At 73.4% G+C, this 14,956-nt stretch carries 15 protein-coding genes; 12 read left to right on the top strand and 3 right to left on the bottom strand.

Annotated elements, in window-relative coordinates; all coding sequences use genetic code 11:
- The 3 genes from ABZ945_RS31040 to ABZ945_RS31030 all read right to left on the bottom strand — a co-directional run.
- Positions 1-468: amidohydrolase family protein (locus ABZ945_RS31040; protein ID WP_361276410.1), on the bottom strand; the 468-nt coding region annotated here is incomplete at its 3' end.
- Positions 468-1,271, bottom strand: a complete 804-nt coding sequence (locus tag ABZ945_RS31035) for a hypothetical protein (RefSeq protein ID WP_361276407.1) — start codon at positions 1,269-1,271, stop codon at positions 468-470. The genes ABZ945_RS31040 and ABZ945_RS31035, both read right to left, overlap by 1 nt.
- A gap of 11 nt (positions 1,272-1,282) precedes the next feature.
- Positions 1,283-2,407 carry a DegT/DnrJ/EryC1/StrS family aminotransferase gene (locus ABZ945_RS31030; protein WP_361276404.1) on the bottom strand — a complete coding sequence of 375 codons (1,125 nt, stop codon included), beginning with the start codon at positions 2,405-2,407 and terminating at the stop codon, positions 1,283-1,285.
- Positions 2,408-2,574: 167 nt separating this feature from the next.
- Between ABZ945_RS31030 and ABZ945_RS31025 the strand changes: the two genes are divergently transcribed.
- The 12 genes from ABZ945_RS31025 (at position 2,575) to ABZ945_RS30970 (ending at position 14,941) form a co-directional block, all read left to right on the top strand.
- Positions 2,575-3,864 (top strand): hypothetical protein, encoded by a 1,290-nt coding sequence (locus tag ABZ945_RS31025; protein ID WP_361276401.1) that lies wholly within the window; start codon positions 2,575-2,577, stop codon positions 3,862-3,864.
- A gap of 67 nt (positions 3,865-3,931) precedes the next feature.
- Positions 3,932-5,107, top strand: coding sequence for a dipeptide epimerase (locus ABZ945_RS31020; RefSeq protein ID WP_361276398.1), 1,176 nt, complete (start codon positions 3,932-3,934; stop codon positions 5,105-5,107).
- Between the two features lie 77 nt (positions 5,108-5,184).
- Positions 5,185-5,478, top strand: coding sequence for a hypothetical protein (locus ABZ945_RS31015; protein ID WP_361276396.1), 294 nt, complete (start codon positions 5,185-5,187; stop codon positions 5,476-5,478).
- 212 nt (positions 5,479-5,690) lie between these two features.
- Positions 5,691-6,566 (top strand): multidrug DMT transporter permease, encoded by an 876-nt coding sequence (locus ABZ945_RS31010; RefSeq protein WP_361276393.1) that lies wholly within the window; start codon positions 5,691-5,693, stop codon positions 6,564-6,566.
- 290 nt (positions 6,567-6,856) lie between these two features.
- Positions 6,857-7,210 carry a beta/gamma crystallin domain-containing protein gene (locus ABZ945_RS31005; protein ID WP_361276390.1) on the top strand — a complete coding sequence of 118 codons (354 nt, stop codon included), beginning with the start codon at positions 6,857-6,859 and terminating at the stop codon, positions 7,208-7,210.
- Positions 7,211-7,496: 286 nt separating this feature from the next.
- Entirely contained in the window at positions 7,497-8,585 is a 1,089-nt protein-coding gene (locus ABZ945_RS31000; RefSeq protein WP_361276387.1) for a hydrogenase expression protein HypE, read from the top strand.
- A 67-nt stretch (positions 8,586-8,652) separates the two neighbouring features.
- The gene (locus ABZ945_RS30995; RefSeq protein ID WP_361276384.1) at positions 8,653-10,455 is read left to right on the top strand and encodes a nickel-dependent hydrogenase large subunit; all 1,803 of its coding nucleotides are present in this window, start codon (positions 8,653-8,655) and stop codon (positions 10,453-10,455) included.
- Positions 10,456-10,574: 119 nt separating this feature from the next.
- A complete protein-coding gene (locus ABZ945_RS30990; RefSeq protein ID WP_361276381.1) occupies positions 10,575-11,582 on the top strand; it encodes a NifU family protein in 1,008 nt (335 codons plus the stop codon).
- On the top strand, positions 11,579-12,220 hold the full coding sequence (locus ABZ945_RS30985; RefSeq protein ID WP_361276378.1) for a DUF5947 family protein: 642 nt from the start codon (positions 11,579-11,581) through the stop codon (positions 12,218-12,220). The genes ABZ945_RS30990 and ABZ945_RS30985 overlap by 4 nt, the downstream gene beginning before the upstream one ends.
- Positions 12,217-12,876, top strand: a complete 660-nt coding sequence (locus tag ABZ945_RS30980; RefSeq protein WP_361276376.1) for a DUF6084 family protein — start codon at positions 12,217-12,219, stop codon at positions 12,874-12,876. The genes ABZ945_RS30985 and ABZ945_RS30980 overlap by 4 nt, the downstream gene beginning before the upstream one ends.
- On the top strand, positions 12,873-14,357 hold the full coding sequence (locus ABZ945_RS30975; RefSeq protein ID WP_361276373.1) for a hypothetical protein: 1,485 nt from the start codon (positions 12,873-12,875) through the stop codon (positions 14,355-14,357). The genes ABZ945_RS30980 and ABZ945_RS30975 overlap by 4 nt, the downstream gene beginning before the upstream one ends.
- Complete coding sequence (locus tag ABZ945_RS30970) at positions 14,354-14,941, top strand: hydrogenase maturation protease (protein WP_361276370.1); 588 nt, start codon at positions 14,354-14,356, stop codon at positions 14,939-14,941. The genes ABZ945_RS30975 and ABZ945_RS30970 overlap by 4 nt, the downstream gene beginning before the upstream one ends.
- Positions 14,942-14,956 lie beyond the last annotated feature (15 nt).

Below are 14,956 nucleotides of genomic sequence, written 5' to 3'. Positions count from 1 at the left end.
GCCCGCGTGACCGAGGATCACCCGCAGCCCCGGACGGGCTTCGACCAGCTCGGGCAGCAGGGTGACCTCCTCGCCCCAGGTGTGCAGCAGCAGCGGTACGCCGGCCTCGGCGACCACGTCGAAGGCCTCGGCCATCTCGGTGGTGCCGGGCAGCCGGCCCGGGTAGTGGGTGTGGATCTTGGCGCCGACGAAGCGGCCGGAGTCCAGGCAGCGCCGCAGGTCGGCGGCGCTCTCCTCGGGGCGGTTGGGGTTGACCACCGCGTAGCCGAGCAGCCGGGGTCGGGTGCGCAGGGCGGTCAGCAGCGCGGCGTTCCCGGCGACGGCGTCGTAGACCACGGCCTCGGCGGCGGAGACGATCTGGAGGTCGATCCCGTAGCGGTCCAGCTGGGCGAGGTTGGTGTCGGCGTCGCCGGAGCTGAGGTGGAACTGCCAGCGGCCCACGTGCGCGTGCACGTCGATGATCGGCATCAGGCGAGCAGCTCCTCGACGTTCTTGGTGGCGATGGCGGCGCGCTCGTCGGGGGTGAGGTCGGCGTAGCGCAGTTTCAGGGTCTGCGGGGAGAGGTCCATGAAGGGGGTGCGGGAGCCGAAGACCAGATGGCGGGGGCCGACGGTGCCGACGGCCCGTTCGATGGAGTCGGGTCCGGAGAGCATCCGGGTGGTGGCCTTGAAGCCGGGTTCCTCGCGGGCCATCAGCAGGAAGTCGGCGAGGAGGTAGGCGTGCAGGTCGAGGAAGATGACCTGGGCGCCGAGGCCCATCAGGGGCGGGCCGAAGCGGCGGGGGTCGCCGTCGTGGAGCAGCACCAGGCCCCGTTCCAGGGCGAGCCGGACGGTGTGGCGGTAGCCGGGGAAGCCGGGCTCGGCGGCCTGCTCGGTGGTGAACAGCCGCAGGAACCGCACGCCTGCGGCGGCCAGTTCGTCGAGCCGGTCCTCGGCGGTGAGGGCGTCGCGGACGTCGGCGGTGCCGACCGGCAGCAGTTCGGGGCAGCCGGCGAGGTCGCGCAGGGTCTCGGCGTTGCCCTCGGCGTCGTCGTAGAGCGGTCCCCGGGTGGAGAGGGCGAGCGCCCCGGCGACGGTGGAGCGGCTGAGGTGGTCGCGGACCTCGGCGAGGGTGGTGTCGCGGTGGTGCCGGGGCCAGGGGCCGTAGAGGACGTCCACGTCCCAGCCGATGTGCTCCTCGGGCGAGGGCCGCAGCCAGTCGTCTTCGGGGCTCTTGTGTGACGTGTCCGGCTCGCGGCTCTCGTCGGACGGGTCCGGGTGGTCTGGGCTCATGTGGTCTGGGCTCATGATGCGGCGGCCTTCCCCAGTGCCTGCGCGATCCGGTCGGTCTCCTCCGCGCCGTATGCCTCGTTCCACGGCAGGACCAGCAAGGTACGGTCGATCAGCCGCTCGGCGCGAGGACATCGGCCGGTGGTGCGGCCGGACAGTGCCGGATTGGCGTACAGCGGGCGCTCCAGATAGCCGGGCAGCGCGGGGACGCCCTCGGTGTGCAGCACCTCGGCCCAGCGGGCGTTGTCGTCCACATGCAGCGGGACGGTCCACCAGGAGTGGCCGGTGGGGCGGGCGGCGAGGGTGGCGCCGGGGATGCCGGGGAGCGCGGCGGCCAGCCGGGCGGCGGAGGCGCGGCGGCGGGCGACCACCTCGGCGACCCGGGTGAGCTGGACCCGGGCGACGGCGGCGACCAGTTCGGGCATCCGGTAGTTCAGCCCCATGGTGCGGTGGATCCGGCCCTCGGTGCGGTCCCAGCCCTTGTCCATGAACAGCCGCATACGGCGGGCCAGTTCGGGATCACCGGTGGTGGCGAGGCCGCCGTCCCCGGCGGTGATGTGCTTGTACTGCTGGAGGCTGTAGCAGGCGATGTCGCCAAGGGTGCCGACCGGGCGGCCCTGCTCGTCCTCGGCCAGCCAGGCCTGGGCGCAGTCCTCGATGAGGGTGAGCCGGTGGCGGTCGCAGATCTCCCGCAGCGCGCGGATGTCGGCGGCGCCGCCGAAGAGGTGGACCGCGATCACGGCCCGGGTGCGGGGGGTGATCGCCGCCTCGACGGCCTCCGGGTCGAGGTTGCCGTCCTGTTCGTGGACGTCGGCGAAGGCGACCTCGGCGCCCTGGGCGAGGACCGGGGCGACGGTGCCGAAGTCGGAGAGGGGGGTGGTGACCACCTCGTCGCCGGGGCCGATCCCGGCGGCGGCGACGGCCAGATGCAGGGCGGCGGTGCCGGAGCTGCACGAGACGGCGTGCGCGGCGCCGGTCAGCGCGGCCGTCTCGGTCTCCAGGGCGCGGGCCTCGGTGCCGAACGCCCCGCACAGCACGGCCGAGTCCAGGACGCGCAGCACGGCCGCGCGCTCCTCCTCGCCGAAGGTCCTTCCCCGGGGTTCCAGAACGGTGGGCAGTGGCAGTTCCCGTTGCGGCATCGGGGGACTATCCTCTCGTCAGCACGCGATTACGGTCTGGGCCGAAAGTAGAACTCCCGCCGGGGGCCGTCAACGAGGCGTGACAGTGGCGGTTCGCATCGATTCCTGCTCTTTCCACGGCCCGTCAGGAGCGCTGCTCCGCCTGACGGGAGACGGAGCGAAGCCGCATGCCGCTGACGGTCGGCGTCATAGGTCCCGGGGACCTGGTCAGGAAGGTCCTCGCGGTGGGGCCGCCTTCGGAGGCGGCGGGCGGTGGTCCGGTCCGGCTGCTGCCGCTGGCGTACCGTCACGAGGACGAGACCGCCGAGCGGGTGGCGGCGGCCCGGGCCGAGGCGGACGCGCTGCTGTTCACCGGGGTGGTGCCGTACATACGGGCGGAGGCGGCCGGGCTGCTGGACCGCCCGGCGCGGTACGTCCCGTACAGCGGCGCCACCCTGCTGCGGGCCCTGGTGGAGCTGCTGCGGCTGGGGCACGACGTGACCCGGGTCTCCATCGACACCCTCCGCGAGGAGGAGGTGCGGGAGACGATGACCGAGGCGAAGCTGCCCACCGGCGGGATACGGGTGCTGCCGCACCGGCCCGGGCAGGGCTCGGCGGAGCTGGTCGACTTCCATCTGGCGGCCCGGGAGGACGGGGCCCGGGTGGCGGTGACCTGCCTCGGTTCGGCGTACCGGGCGCTGGAGCACCGGACGCACGCGGTACGGCTGGCGCCGTCCCGCCACTCGATACAGGCCACCCTGCGGGAGCTGGCGCTGTCGGCCGCCCACCGCCGGGACGGGGACGCCCGGGTGGCCCTGGGCATCGTGGAGCTGCCGGGCGGTGCCCGGGCGGCGGGGCCCGTGGAGGAGGAGGTACGGGCGCTGGGCGGCAGCCTGGCGTGGCTGCCGGACGGCCGGGGGCTGGTGGTGACCACCCGGGGGGTGCTGGAGTCGGCGAGCGGGGGCTTCACCCGGCTGCCGCTGCTGGAGGCGCTGGCGGCCCGGTACGGGGGCGCGCACGCCGGGTTCGGGCTGGGCCGTACGGCCGCGGAGGCGGAGGCGCTGGCCCGCCGGGCGGTCGGCCGGGCCCGGGCGGCGGGGCCGGTGGCAGGGGTGGTCTCCCTGCCGGACGACAAGGACCTGCTGATCGTCCCGGGTACGGGTGCCGAGGCGGCCACCGCCGACCGGGGCGAGGACCCGGCGCTGCTGGCCCACCGGGTGGGGCTGCGCCCGGCCACCCTGGACCGGCTGCGGGAGCTGACCCGGCGCCGGGGCGGGGCCGGGGACGGTATGGATGTGGATACGGATACGGGGACGGGGCTGACGGCGCGGCTGGTGGCGGAGCATCTGTCGGTGCAGCAGCGCACGGCCCGCCGGATCCTGAAGCGGCTGGAGCGCGCGGGGGTCGCGGAACCGGAGCCCGTCCCCCAGGAGGGGCGTACCGGGCGGCCTCCGCTGGTCTACCGGGTACGGCTGTAGGGCCGGGGCCCCGTACCGCCCGGGCCGCGGGCGCGTGACCGCGTGACACCAGTGAAGGAGTTCACCCGTGCAGCCCAAGCAGTCCGTCAAGCAGATCGAGCCCGTCACCCTGTCCGAGGGCATCCGCACCGATCCCCTGCCGGACCTCGCCCTGGAGATCGTCTCGGTACGTACCCGGGTGGTGAGCGCCCGCTACCGGCGGCCGTTCGCCATCAGCAGCGGTGGCAGTGACGAGCTGGTCAGCCTGGTGGTGGAGGTCCGTACGGCGGACGGCGCCCGGGGGATCGGCGAGGCCTCGCCGATGACCGCGTACACCGGGGAGACCCTGGCCGGGCTGCGGGCGGCGGTGGAGGAGCACGCCGGGCCCGCGCTGATCGGCCGGGACCCCCGGGACCTGGCGGGCGCGCATCGCGCGATGGACGCGGCGATCCGGGGCCAGCACCTGGCCAAGGCCGCGCTGGACATGGCCCTGCACGACCTGGCCGCGCGGGCCGCCGGATGGCCGCTGCATCTGCTGCTGGGCGGGGGCCGCCCGGCGACCGCGGTGCCGACCACCTGGGTGGTGGGCCTGGGCACCCCGGAGGAGATGGCCGAGGAGGCGGTGCGGTACGCCGGGGCCGGGTTCCGCCACATCAAGCTCAAGGGCGGCGAGGACCCGGCGCTGGATCTGGCGCTGGTGGCGGCCGTCCGGGCCGCGCTGCCGGAGGCGGTGGAGCTGTCGCTCGACGCCAACGAGGGGTATCCGCCGTCCGGGGCGGTGCGCACCGCGGCCCGGCTGGCGGACGCCGGGCTCGATCTGCTGGAGCAGCCGCTCCCCCGCTGGGACCTGGACGGCATGGCCGCGCTACGGGCGGCGGGCGGGGTGCGGGTGATGGCCGACGAGTCGGTGCAGTCGGCGCACGACGCCCTGGAGGTGATCCGGCGGGGCGCGGCCGATGTGCTGAACATCAAGATCCTGAAGGTGGGCGGGTTGCACCGGGCGCGGCAGGTCGCGGCGCTGGCCGAGTCGGCGGGGCTGGCGGTGAAGGTGGGCACCATGCCGGAGCTGGGCGTGGCCACCCTCGCCGCGGCGCACCTCTCGGCGGCCCTGCCGCACGCCACCGTCCCGCCGGACCTGGTGGGCCCCCTGTTGGTGGACGCCGAACCCCTGGCCCCGGCCCCCTTCGCGGCCACCCCCGGCACCGGCTCCGTGACCCTGCCGACGGCGGCGGGGCTGGGGTACGGGGCGGAACTGTGCGGGTAGGCCGCTTCCGTCGAAGTCCGCCTGCGTGTCCGGCCGTCCGGCCACCTCGTTGACGGGGCATGACATACCGCCGAGCAGTGACCGTGTTCGCCCTTGCCGTGACGGGTGGCCTGCCGGCCGCGCCGCCCGCCTCCGCCGGAGGCATCGGGGACTTCCTGTCCCCCTCCTTCGGAGTCCACTGCGCCAACCTCGACAACGGTGCCCGACTGGACCGGGCCACGCACCGCAGTACCGGCACTGCGGCAGGCAACGTCGCGGGCGTGCCCCTGGGCAGTGCGCTGAACCAGTGCGGAGGCGCGGACGCGCCCGTGGCCGACCGTACGTTCGATGGGCCGTCGTTCATCGGCGGACCGGTGCTCGCGCTGGGGTGAGAGCGGGTGCATGAGACCGAGAGCTCCGGGATGACCGTGCGGTCCGCGGGGCCCGGCGGGCGCGTCCCCGCCCGGTGGGCGCGCCTGCGGGGCGGGGCGCCGGGTGACGGGGTATCCGTGGCCGATGACCGCCCTCGGAACGTACCGCCGCCCACCTCGTCCCCTCTCCCGCGTCTTCCGCGTCTTCCGTGTCTTCCGCGCGGAGGTCCGATGTGGCTGAGGGGCTGGCGCTGGGGGCGGCGCTGCTGTTCGGGCTGGTCCACTTCTTCAGCGGGCTGATGTCCCGGCAGGGGGACGTGGACAGTTACGCCATCGCGCTGTTCGGCCAGTTCGGCGGGGCGGTGCTGATCCTCACCGGGGCGCTGGCGCTGCCCGCGCTGGGGGTGGACCGGCCGGTGCTGACGGCCTCGGAGGTGGATCTGGCCTCGCTGGGGTGGGGGCTGCTGTCGGGGGTGGGCAGCGGGGTGGGGGTGGCCTGTCTCTACCGGGGGCTGGCGAGCGGGCAGATGAGTGTGGTGGTGCCGCTGAGCGATGTGGCCGGGGTGGCGCTGCCGGTGCTGGTGGGGGTGGCCGTACTGGGCGACCGGCCGCATCCGCTGGCCTGGCTGGGGATCGCGGCGGCGCTGCCCGCGCTCTGGCTGGTGTCGCGGGACGGCGGGGGCCGGGCAGGGGGTGGTGCGGCGAGCGGGGCGCGGTACGGGCTGCTCGCCGGGGTGGGCTTCGCGGTGCAGTTCCTGGCCATCTCGCGGGTGGACCCGGCGGCCGGGCTGTGGCCGGTGCTGGCGGCGCGGGCCGGGGCGGTGGCCACCGTCGTGCCGATGGCGCTGGCGGCCGGGGCCTCGCTGCGGCCGCCCCGGCGGCTGGTGCTGCCCGCGCTGGTGACCGGCTCGGCGGGGTCGGTGGCGATCGTGCTGTACCAGCTGGCCACGCTGGACCAGCTGGTGGCGCTGGCGACCGTACTGGCCTCGCTCTATCCGGCGATCCCGGTGGTGCTGGCGATCGTCTTCCTGCACGAGCGGCCCACCCGGGTGCGGCTGGCCGGGCTGGCGTGTACGGCGGTGGCGATCGCCCTGATCGCGCTGGGGTGAGAGCGCGTGCGGGAGACCGAGAACTCCGGGATGACCGTGCGGTCCGCGCGCGTCCCGCCTCCGCCCTCACCTGTGCCGTCGTCATTGCCCGAATTCCTGTCCCAAAGTGCCATCAAATCACCGGAATGAATTCGATCAGGACATTGGGCAGGCAGTTTCAGCCATGCGCCAGGTGAAAGATTGCCATGTACAGGCGTCCTGCCCGATCGTCATTGCGCAAGCGCAATTCGTTTCCCCAGGGTGACCGTGCTGAATACGGTCGCCTACGGGCCCGGAATCAGGGAGTACTTGTGCTTTCGAAAACCAAGAGGGTCGCGCGCTCCGCAACCGTCGCGCTCGCTGCCGCCGCCGCGTTCACCGTGGTGATGCCCACCAGCAACGCCTTCGCCATCAACGAGGTCGAGTGCCGCGGCGGGGAGAACTTCCTCAAGATCTGGTCGCACCTGGACGGGCGGACCAGCGTGGACTGCTATGCGAACAAGGGCCGGATGAACTTCGGCAGCTGGTGGGTCGACCGCATCTCCACGGGCAACAACGACCTGATCTACTACGACGTCAACGGCGACTCCGTGCGCATCAACCGGTGGACCGACATCACCTTCCCCAGCCGTCCGCCGAAGGTGAAGGACATCGAGATCCTCTGACTCTGACGAGTGACGGCTCGGGTGAATTCGAGTCGCTAATGCGGTGAAACGGTGGCCACCCCCGCACCACGGCCATTTCCGCATTCCGCCGGCCACGCCTTTGGGGGCGTGGCCGGCGTTGGCCGTTTCGGCCGATGCCCGGTCGGCAGGCGGTGGGGGGCCGAGGCGGCGATAGGGCCATCGCGCACTTATCTCGGGCGGCTGGAGACGGTAGTCCGGTAGGTACCGCATGTCCATGCGCTCCCAGGCGCGTGCGCTCCCATCCCTCACTCAGGAGGAGGGCCCGATGGACGCCGCTACCGCTCAGGCCACCGCCGCCGAGCCGGGCACCGGGGCGACGGAGGATCCCGATCCCACCGTCCACATCCTCTGGATCAACGCCGGGTTGAGCTGCGACGGGGACTCGGTCTCGCTGACCGCCGCGACCCAGCCGAGCATCGAGGAGCTGGCCCTGGGCGCGCTGCCCGGTCTGCCCAAAGTGGCCGTGCACTGGCCGCTGATCGACTTCGAGTGCGGGCCGGTGCAGGGGTCGGACACCTTCATCGAGTGGTTCTTCAAGGCGGAGCGCGGCGAGATCGACCCGTTCGTCCTGGTCGTGGAGGGGTCCATCCCCAACGAGGCGATCAAGGACGAGGGCTACTGGTGCGGCTTCGGCGACGACCCGGAGACCGGGCAGCCGATCACCACCAGCGAGTGGCTGGACCGGCTGGCGCCCAAGGCACTGGCGGTGGTCGCCATCGGCACCTGCGCGACCTACGGCGGCATCCACGCCATGGCCGGGAACCCGACGGGCGCCATGGGCGTGCCGGACTACCTGGGCTGGGAGTGGAAGTCCCAGGCCGGTATCCCGATCGTCTGCATCCCGGGCTGCCCGGTGCACCCGGACAACGCCTCCGAGACGCTGCTGTACCTGCTGTACCAGGCGGCCGGTTCGGCGCCGATGATCCCGCTGGACGAGGAGCTGCGGCCGACCTGGCTGTTCGGCGCGACCGTGCACGAGGGATGCGACCGGGGCGGCTACTACGAGCAGGGGCAGTTCGCGCACAGCTACGACTCCCCGCAGTGCCTGGTGAAGCTGGGCTGCTGGGGGCCGGTGGTGAAGTGCAACGTGCCCAAGCGCGGCTGGATCAACGGCGTCGGCGGCTGCCCCAACGTGGGCGGGATCTGCATCGCCTGCACCATGCCGGGCTTCCCCGACAAGTTCATGCCCTTCATGGACGAGCCGCCCGGCGGCCATGTGTCCTCGACCGCCAGCGGCGCGTACGGGAAGGTCATCCGCGGACTGCGCCACATCACGGCGAAGACCGTGGACAAGGAGCCCAGGTGGCGCACCAAGGGCGAGAAGATCCTCACCGGCTACCGGCCGCCGTGGTGACGGCCACCCCCGATCACCGGACGTACCGCTGGCACGGCAGGCACGGCAGGAAGGCGGCCTGGAGACCATGACGTTGACCAACCACCGCTCCGAGACCGAGATCGTCCCCCAGGAGAGCGGCAACCTCACCGAGATGTCCTGGGACCCGATCACCCGGATCGTGGGCAGCCTGGGCATCCACACGAAGATCGACTTCGCGCAGAAGCGGGTGGCGGAGTGCTACAGCACCTCGTCGGTCTTCCGCGGCTACAGCATCTTCATGAAGGGCAAGGACCCCCGGGACGCCCACTTCATCACCAGCCGGATCTGCGGGATCTGCGGCGACAACCACGCCACCTGCTCGGTGTACGCGCAGAACATGGCGTACGGGGTGGCGCCGCCGCACCTGGGCGAGTGGATCATCAACCTCGGCGAGGCCGCGGAGTACATGTTCGACCACAACATCTTCCAGGAGAACCTGGTCGGGGTGGACTACTGCGAGAAGATGGTCCGCGAGACCAACCCCGGGGTGCTGGAGCTGGCCGAGCGGACCGAGGCGCCGCACGCCGGAGACCACGGCTACCGCACGATCGCCGACATCATGCGCTCGCTCAACCCGCTGGAGGGCGAGTTCTACCGCGAGGCACTCCAGGTCTCCCGGTACACCCGGGAGATGTTCTGCCTGATGGAGGGCCGCCATGTGCACCCCTCCACGCTCTACCCGGGCGGGGTCGGCACGATCGCCAGCATCCAGCTGTTCACCGACTACCTGACCCGGCTGATGCGGTACGTGGAGTTCATGAAGCGGGTGGTGCCGCTCCACGACGACCTGTTCGACTTCTTCTACGAGGCGCTGCCCGGCTATGAGCAGGTCGGCCGCCGCCGGGTGCTGCTGGGCTGCTGGGGCGCGCTCAACGACCCGGAGCACTGCGACTTCACCTACGCGCGCATGGCGGAGTGGGGCCGGAAGATGTTCGTCACCCCGGGTGTGGTGGTGGACGGGCAGCTGGTCACCAACAGCCTGGTCGACATCAACCTCGGCATCCGCATCCTGCTGGGCTCCTCCTACTACGAGGACTGGGCGGGCCAGGAGAAGTTCGTGGAGCGCGACCCGCTGGGCAACCCGGTGGACGAGCGCCACCCGTGGAACCAGCACACCATCCCCGCCCCGCAGAAGCGGGACTTCGACGACAAGTACAGCTGGGTGATGTCCCCGCGCTGGTTCGACGGCACCGACCATCTGGCGCTGGACACCGGCGGCGGCCCGATCGCCCGGCTGTGGTCCACCGCCCTGTCCGGACTGGTCGACATCGGCTACGTCCAGGCCACCGGGCACAGCGTGAAGATCAACCTGCCGCGGACCATGACCAAGCCGGAGACCACCCTGGAGTGGACCATCCCGCAGTGGTCCAACGCGCTGGAGCGCAACCGGGCCCGCACCTACTTCCAGGCGTACGCGGCCGCCGCCGCCCTGCACTTCGCCGAGCAGGCGATGGAGGAGGTGCGCGCCGGACGGACGCACACCTGGGAGAAGTTCGAGGTCCCGGACGAGTCCATCGGCTGCGGCTTCACCGAGGCGGTACGCGGGGTGCTCAGCCACCACATGGTGGTCCGCGACGGCAAGATCGCCAACTACCACCCGTACCCGCCGACGCCGTGGAACGGCAGCGTCCGGGACAGCTACGGCACCCCCGGCCCGTACGAGGACGCCGTGCAGAACACCCCGATCTTCGAGGAGAACCCGCCCGACGACTTCAAGGGCATCGACATCATGCGGGCCGTGCGCAGCTTTGACCCCTGTCTGCCGTGCGGCGTCCATATGTACGTCGGCGGCGGCCGGACCATCGAGGAGACCCATGTGCCCACCGGTCTCATGGGACTCGGCGGCTGACGGCGCCTTCCCCTCTCGGGCCAGGACCCGATCCCGGACCTGGACCCGCGGGCCGGGCGGCCGGCAACCCCGTCCGGCCCGCGCCCCCGTCCCCAGAAGCGTGAAAGGCCGGTGACCCCGTGGCGGCAGCACAGACCAGGGAGCAGTCGGGAGACCGGTCGCGGGACCGGGAGATCGGGGAGCATGTGGCCGAGCTGCTCGGCGCGCTGGACGAGCAGGCCGGGACGGAGGCCCGGGAGACGGCGGAGGAACTGGTCCGCTCGCTGGTCGACTTCTACGGCGCGGGGCTGGGCCGGGCGCTGACCCTGCTGGCCGAGGCGCCCGGGGCGGCCGACCCGGTGCGGGTGCTCGCCGATGACGAACTGGTCGGCGGGCTGCTGATCCTGCACGACCTGCACCCGGACGACACCATGACCCGGGTGCGGCGCGCGCTGGACGAGGTGCGCCCCTATCTCGGCTCGCACGCCGGGGACGTGGACATCCTGTCCCTGGACGGCGAGACCCTGTCGCTGGCGCTGCGCGGCAGTTGCGACGGCTGCCCCTCCTCGGCGCAGACAGTGCGCTGGACCATCGAGGAGGCCCTGGCCCGGCTGGCCCCCGAGGTGGGCACGGTGGAGGTGGCCGGGATCCCCGAGCCGGGCGACCAACCGGCTGCCGGACCGGGCCAGTTGCTCCAGATCGGACCGCGCCCGCCGGACGCGCCCGGGGCTCCGGCGCTTCCGGTGGAGAGCGAGGCGGAAGAGGCCGAGTGGCATGAGCTGGCCGCGCCCGCCCCGGCCCGGGAGGGTGAGACGGCGGTACGGGATGTGGCCGGGGTGCCGGTGGTGCTGATCCGCCCGGTGGGCGGCGGCCTGGTCGCCTACCGGGACCTCTGCCCGGCGTGCGGGGAACGGCTGGGCGGCGGGCGGCTGGAGACGGTGCCGGGCGGGTCCGGTGACGGAGACGGCGGTACGGCGCTGCTGCGCTGCGTACGGTCCGGGTGCGGGGCGGCGTACGACGTGCGGCACGCCGGGCGGGCGGTCGACGGCGGCAGCGCCCATCTGGAGCCGGTGCCGCTGCTGGAGCGGGACCGGGTGGTACGGGTGGCCGTACCCCGCCGGCCGGTAGCCACCGGGGCGCGGCCATGACCGTACCGGCGGGCCTGCGCAGGTTCACCCGGCGTCCGGAGCCGCCGGGCGAGCGGTGCGAGCTGTGCGGGGAGCCGCTGGCCCCGGACGCGCACCGGCATCTGGTGGACACCGCCCGGCGCAGCCTGCGGTGCGCCTGCCCCGGCTGCCATCTGCTCTTCACCCGCCCCGGCGCGGGAGGTGGGCGGTTCCGGGCGGTGCCCGACCGCTACCTCTACGACCCGGAGTTCGCGTTCGGCGAGGGCGACTGGGCGGCGCTCCAGATCCCGGTGGGCCTGGCCTTCCTCTTCCGCAACGCGGAGCTGGACCGGTACGCGGTGTTCTACCCGAGCCCGATGGGCGCCACCGAGAGCGAGCTGGACCCGGCGCTCTGGGAGGAACTGGTGGGCCGCACCCGGCTGGGGACGCTGCTGGAGCCGGACACCGAGGCGCTGCTGCTGCGGTCCGAGCGCGGCGAGCCGACCAGCTGCCATCTGGTGCCGGTGGACGTCTGCTACGAGCTGGTGGGCCGGATGCGGCTGCTCTGGCAGGGCTTTGACGGCGGCGCGGAGGTACGGGCCGCGCTGGCGGACTTCTTCGCCGAGGTGCGGCGAAAGGCCCGCCCGCTGAACATGCGTGAGGTTGGGGGCGGCGGATGACGGATCTGCACTTCGCCTGTGTGAGCGCCCGCTCGGAGCCGTACGCCGCCGGGCCGACGCTGTTGTTCGGGCTGCGGGTGGAGGAGGCCGACCACCAGCCGGTGCACGCGGTGGTGCTGCGCTGCCAGATCCGTATCGAGCCGCAGGCGAGGCGGTACGAGCCCGAGGAGCAGGGGCGGCTGGGCGATCTGTTCGGGGCGCCCGAGCGGTGGGGCGGCACGCTGAAGCCGGTGCAGTTCGCGCACAGTTCGCTGACGGTGCCGGGCTTCGAGGGGGTCGCCGACATCGATCTGCCGGTGCCCTGCACCTATGACACCGAGGTGGCCTCGGGCACGTACTTCCGTGCGCTGTCCGGTGGCGAGGTGCCGCTGCTGATGCTGTTCTCCGGCACGGTCTTCTCCGGGCCGCAGGGCTTCCACGCCGAGCCGATCCCCTGGCACAAGGAGGCCCGCTACCGGATGCCGGTGGGTGTCTGGCAGCGGATGATGGCCGACTACTTCCCCAACTCGGGCTGGTTGCGGCTGCGTTCGGACTGCCTGGAGGAGCTGCGCCGGTTCCGCTCGGACCGCGCCCTGCCGTCCTGGGAGCTGACGGTCGAGACCCTGCTGAGCGAGGCGGGGAAGCCTGACGAGGCGGAGGAAGGGAAGCTGTCGTGAGTCATGCGCGCCACGGGGGTGGCACCGACACCGTGGAGGACGTCTTCGCGCGGGCGCGGGCCGTCGCCGACGCGGTGCTCTTCGAGGGGTATGTGCTCTACCCGTACCGCGCCTCCGCCCGGAAGAACCAGCTGCGCTGGCAGTTCGGGGTGCTCTGCCCACCCGCCCGGGCCGAGGCCGCCGGGGAGGCCGCGTCCCAGCGCACCCAGTGCCTGCTGGAGCCGCGCGGGGCCCGGCGGCTGGAGGTGGAGCTGCGGTTCCTGCGGGTGCGGCGGCGGATCGTGGAGCGTGCCGTGCCGGGCGACGGCTACGCACCGGTGGACGAGCTGGAGCTGCCCGACCGGGTGCTGGTCCCCTGGGACGAGGCGGCCGAGGAGCGGGTCACCCTGCACGCCCCGATGGAGGGTCTGAGCGGGCCGGACGCGCACCGCCGCACCGTGCGGTTCGACCTGCCGGGCGGCACCGCGTACGAACCGGTGACCGGGCCGGACGGGCGGACGCTGGGGCGGCTGGTGCGCCGCAGCGCCCGGATCACCGGCGAGGTGCGGCCGGTGCTGGCCGAGCTGCCGGGCCCGTACGGGGTGGCCCGGCTGACCGTGGAGGTGCGCAACACCACCGAGGCGTACGGGATACCGGAGGGCGACCGGGAGGCGGTGCTGCCGCACTGCATGCTCGGCACCCATCTACTGCTGGGCGCGCCGGGCGGGCGGTTCCTGTCGATGACCGACCCGCCGGAGTGGGCGGCCCCGCTGGTGCGGGAGTGCCGCAACGAGGGCGTCTGGCCGGTGCTGGCCGGGCCCGCCGACCGGGCGGACGTCATGCTGGCCTCGCCGATCATCCTGGAGGACCACGCGGCGCTGGCCGAGGAGAGCCCAGGGCCGCTCTACGACGCCACCGAGATCGACGAGATCCTCTCGCTGCGCACCGCCGCGCTCACCGAGCGGGAGAAGCGCGAGGCGCGCGGCACCGACCCGCGCGCCGCCGAGGTCATCGACCTGGTGGACGGGCTCCCGGCCCAGCTCGCCGAGCGGCTGCACGGGGCGATCCGCGAGGTGGCGGAGACAGACGAGGGCCTCCGGAAGGGCGAGCGGCGGCCGACCGGCCCGGCGGCGGGACCGGCGACCGGGCTGACGCTGCCGGAGGGCGGCGGGCACCCCTGGTGGGATCCGCAGTCCGATCCGGAGGCGGCCGAGACGCCCCGGTCGGTGGTGGTGGCCGGGCAGGTAGTAGGCGCCGGGAGCCGGGTGCGGCTGGTGCCGGGGCTGCGGCGCTCGGACGCCCAGGACGTGTTCCTCTCCGGGCGGCCGGCCACCGTGGAACTGGTGCTGCGCGACCTGGACGGCGATGTCCATCTGGCGGTGGTGGTGGACGGCGACCCGGGCACCGATCTGCGGCGCGCCCAGGGCCGGTTCTGGTACTTCCGGCCGGACGAGGTGGAGCCGCTGGGGCCGGGGGCCGACGGGGCGGAGGGCGGATCATGACCGACATTACGGGCGGGACGCTGGTGGCCGGGGTCGGCAACATCTTCCTGGGCGACGACGGCTTCGGGGTGGAGACGGTACGGCGGCTGGCCGAGCGCCCCGCGCCGCCCGGCACCGAGTACCTGGACGTGGGCATCCGAGGCGTCCACCTCGCCTACCGGCTGCTCGACGGCTACCGGCGGCTGGTGGTGGTGGACGCGCTGGCCCGGGGCGCCGAGCCGGGCACCGTGGTGGTGCTGGACGCCACCGAGGAGGTGGCCGGGCGCGGCGGTGCCCTCGGGCCCGGGGGCGGGGTGGCGATGGACGCCCACTCGCTGGACCCGGCCGCCGTGCTGCGGCTCATCCGGGACCTGCACCGGGGCATGGGCACGGCGGCGCCCGCCAGTGTGCATGTGGTCGGTTGCGAGCCGCTGGACACCGCCGAGGGGATCGGGCTCTCCGCCCCGGTGGCGGCGGCGGTGCCGTACGCGATGGCGGCGGTGGACCGGCTGACGGCCCCCACCCCCGTAACCCGCTCCGACCTCTCTGAAGAGTCCTCCGAGGAAGGGACACGGTCATGGCACGGACATGGATCTCGGCGGTAGCCGGGCTGGTGGCGC

The organism is Streptomyces sp. NPDC046887 (assembly GCF_040644755.1).
GTDB lineage: Bacteria > Actinomycetota > Actinomycetes > Streptomycetales > Streptomycetaceae > Streptomyces > Streptomyces lichenis.
Note: the sequence above shows the minus strand (reverse complement) of the source record. Positions and strands in the feature narration are given on the sequence as shown.

Bases quoted from the DNA above. Each gene is read 5' to 3' on its own strand.
- ABZ945_RS31035 (WP_361276407.1), bottom strand. From the start codon at position 1,271: ATGAGCCCAGACCACCCGGACCCGTCCGACGAGAGCCGCGAGCCGGAC.
- ABZ945_RS31030 (WP_361276404.1), bottom strand. From the start codon at position 2,407: ATGCCGCAACGGGAACTGCCACTGCCCACCGTTCTGGAACCCCGGGGA.
- ABZ945_RS31025 (WP_361276401.1), top strand. From the start codon at position 2,575: ATGCCGCTGACGGTCGGCGTCATAGGTCCCGGGGACCTGGTCAGGAAG.
- ABZ945_RS31000 (WP_361276387.1), top strand. From the start codon at position 7,497: ATGGACGCCGCTACCGCTCAGGCCACCGCCGCCGAGCCGGGCACCGGG.
- ABZ945_RS30995 (WP_361276384.1), top strand. From the start codon at position 8,653: ATGACGTTGACCAACCACCGCTCCGAGACCGAGATCGTCCCCCAGGAG.
- ABZ945_RS30985 (WP_361276378.1), top strand. From the start codon at position 11,579: ATGACCGTACCGGCGGGCCTGCGCAGGTTCACCCGGCGTCCGGAGCCG.
- ABZ945_RS30980 (WP_361276376.1), top strand. From the start codon at position 12,217: ATGACGGATCTGCACTTCGCCTGTGTGAGCGCCCGCTCGGAGCCGTAC.
- ABZ945_RS30970 (WP_361276370.1), top strand. From the start codon at position 14,354: ATGACCGACATTACGGGCGGGACGCTGGTGGCCGGGGTCGGCAACATC.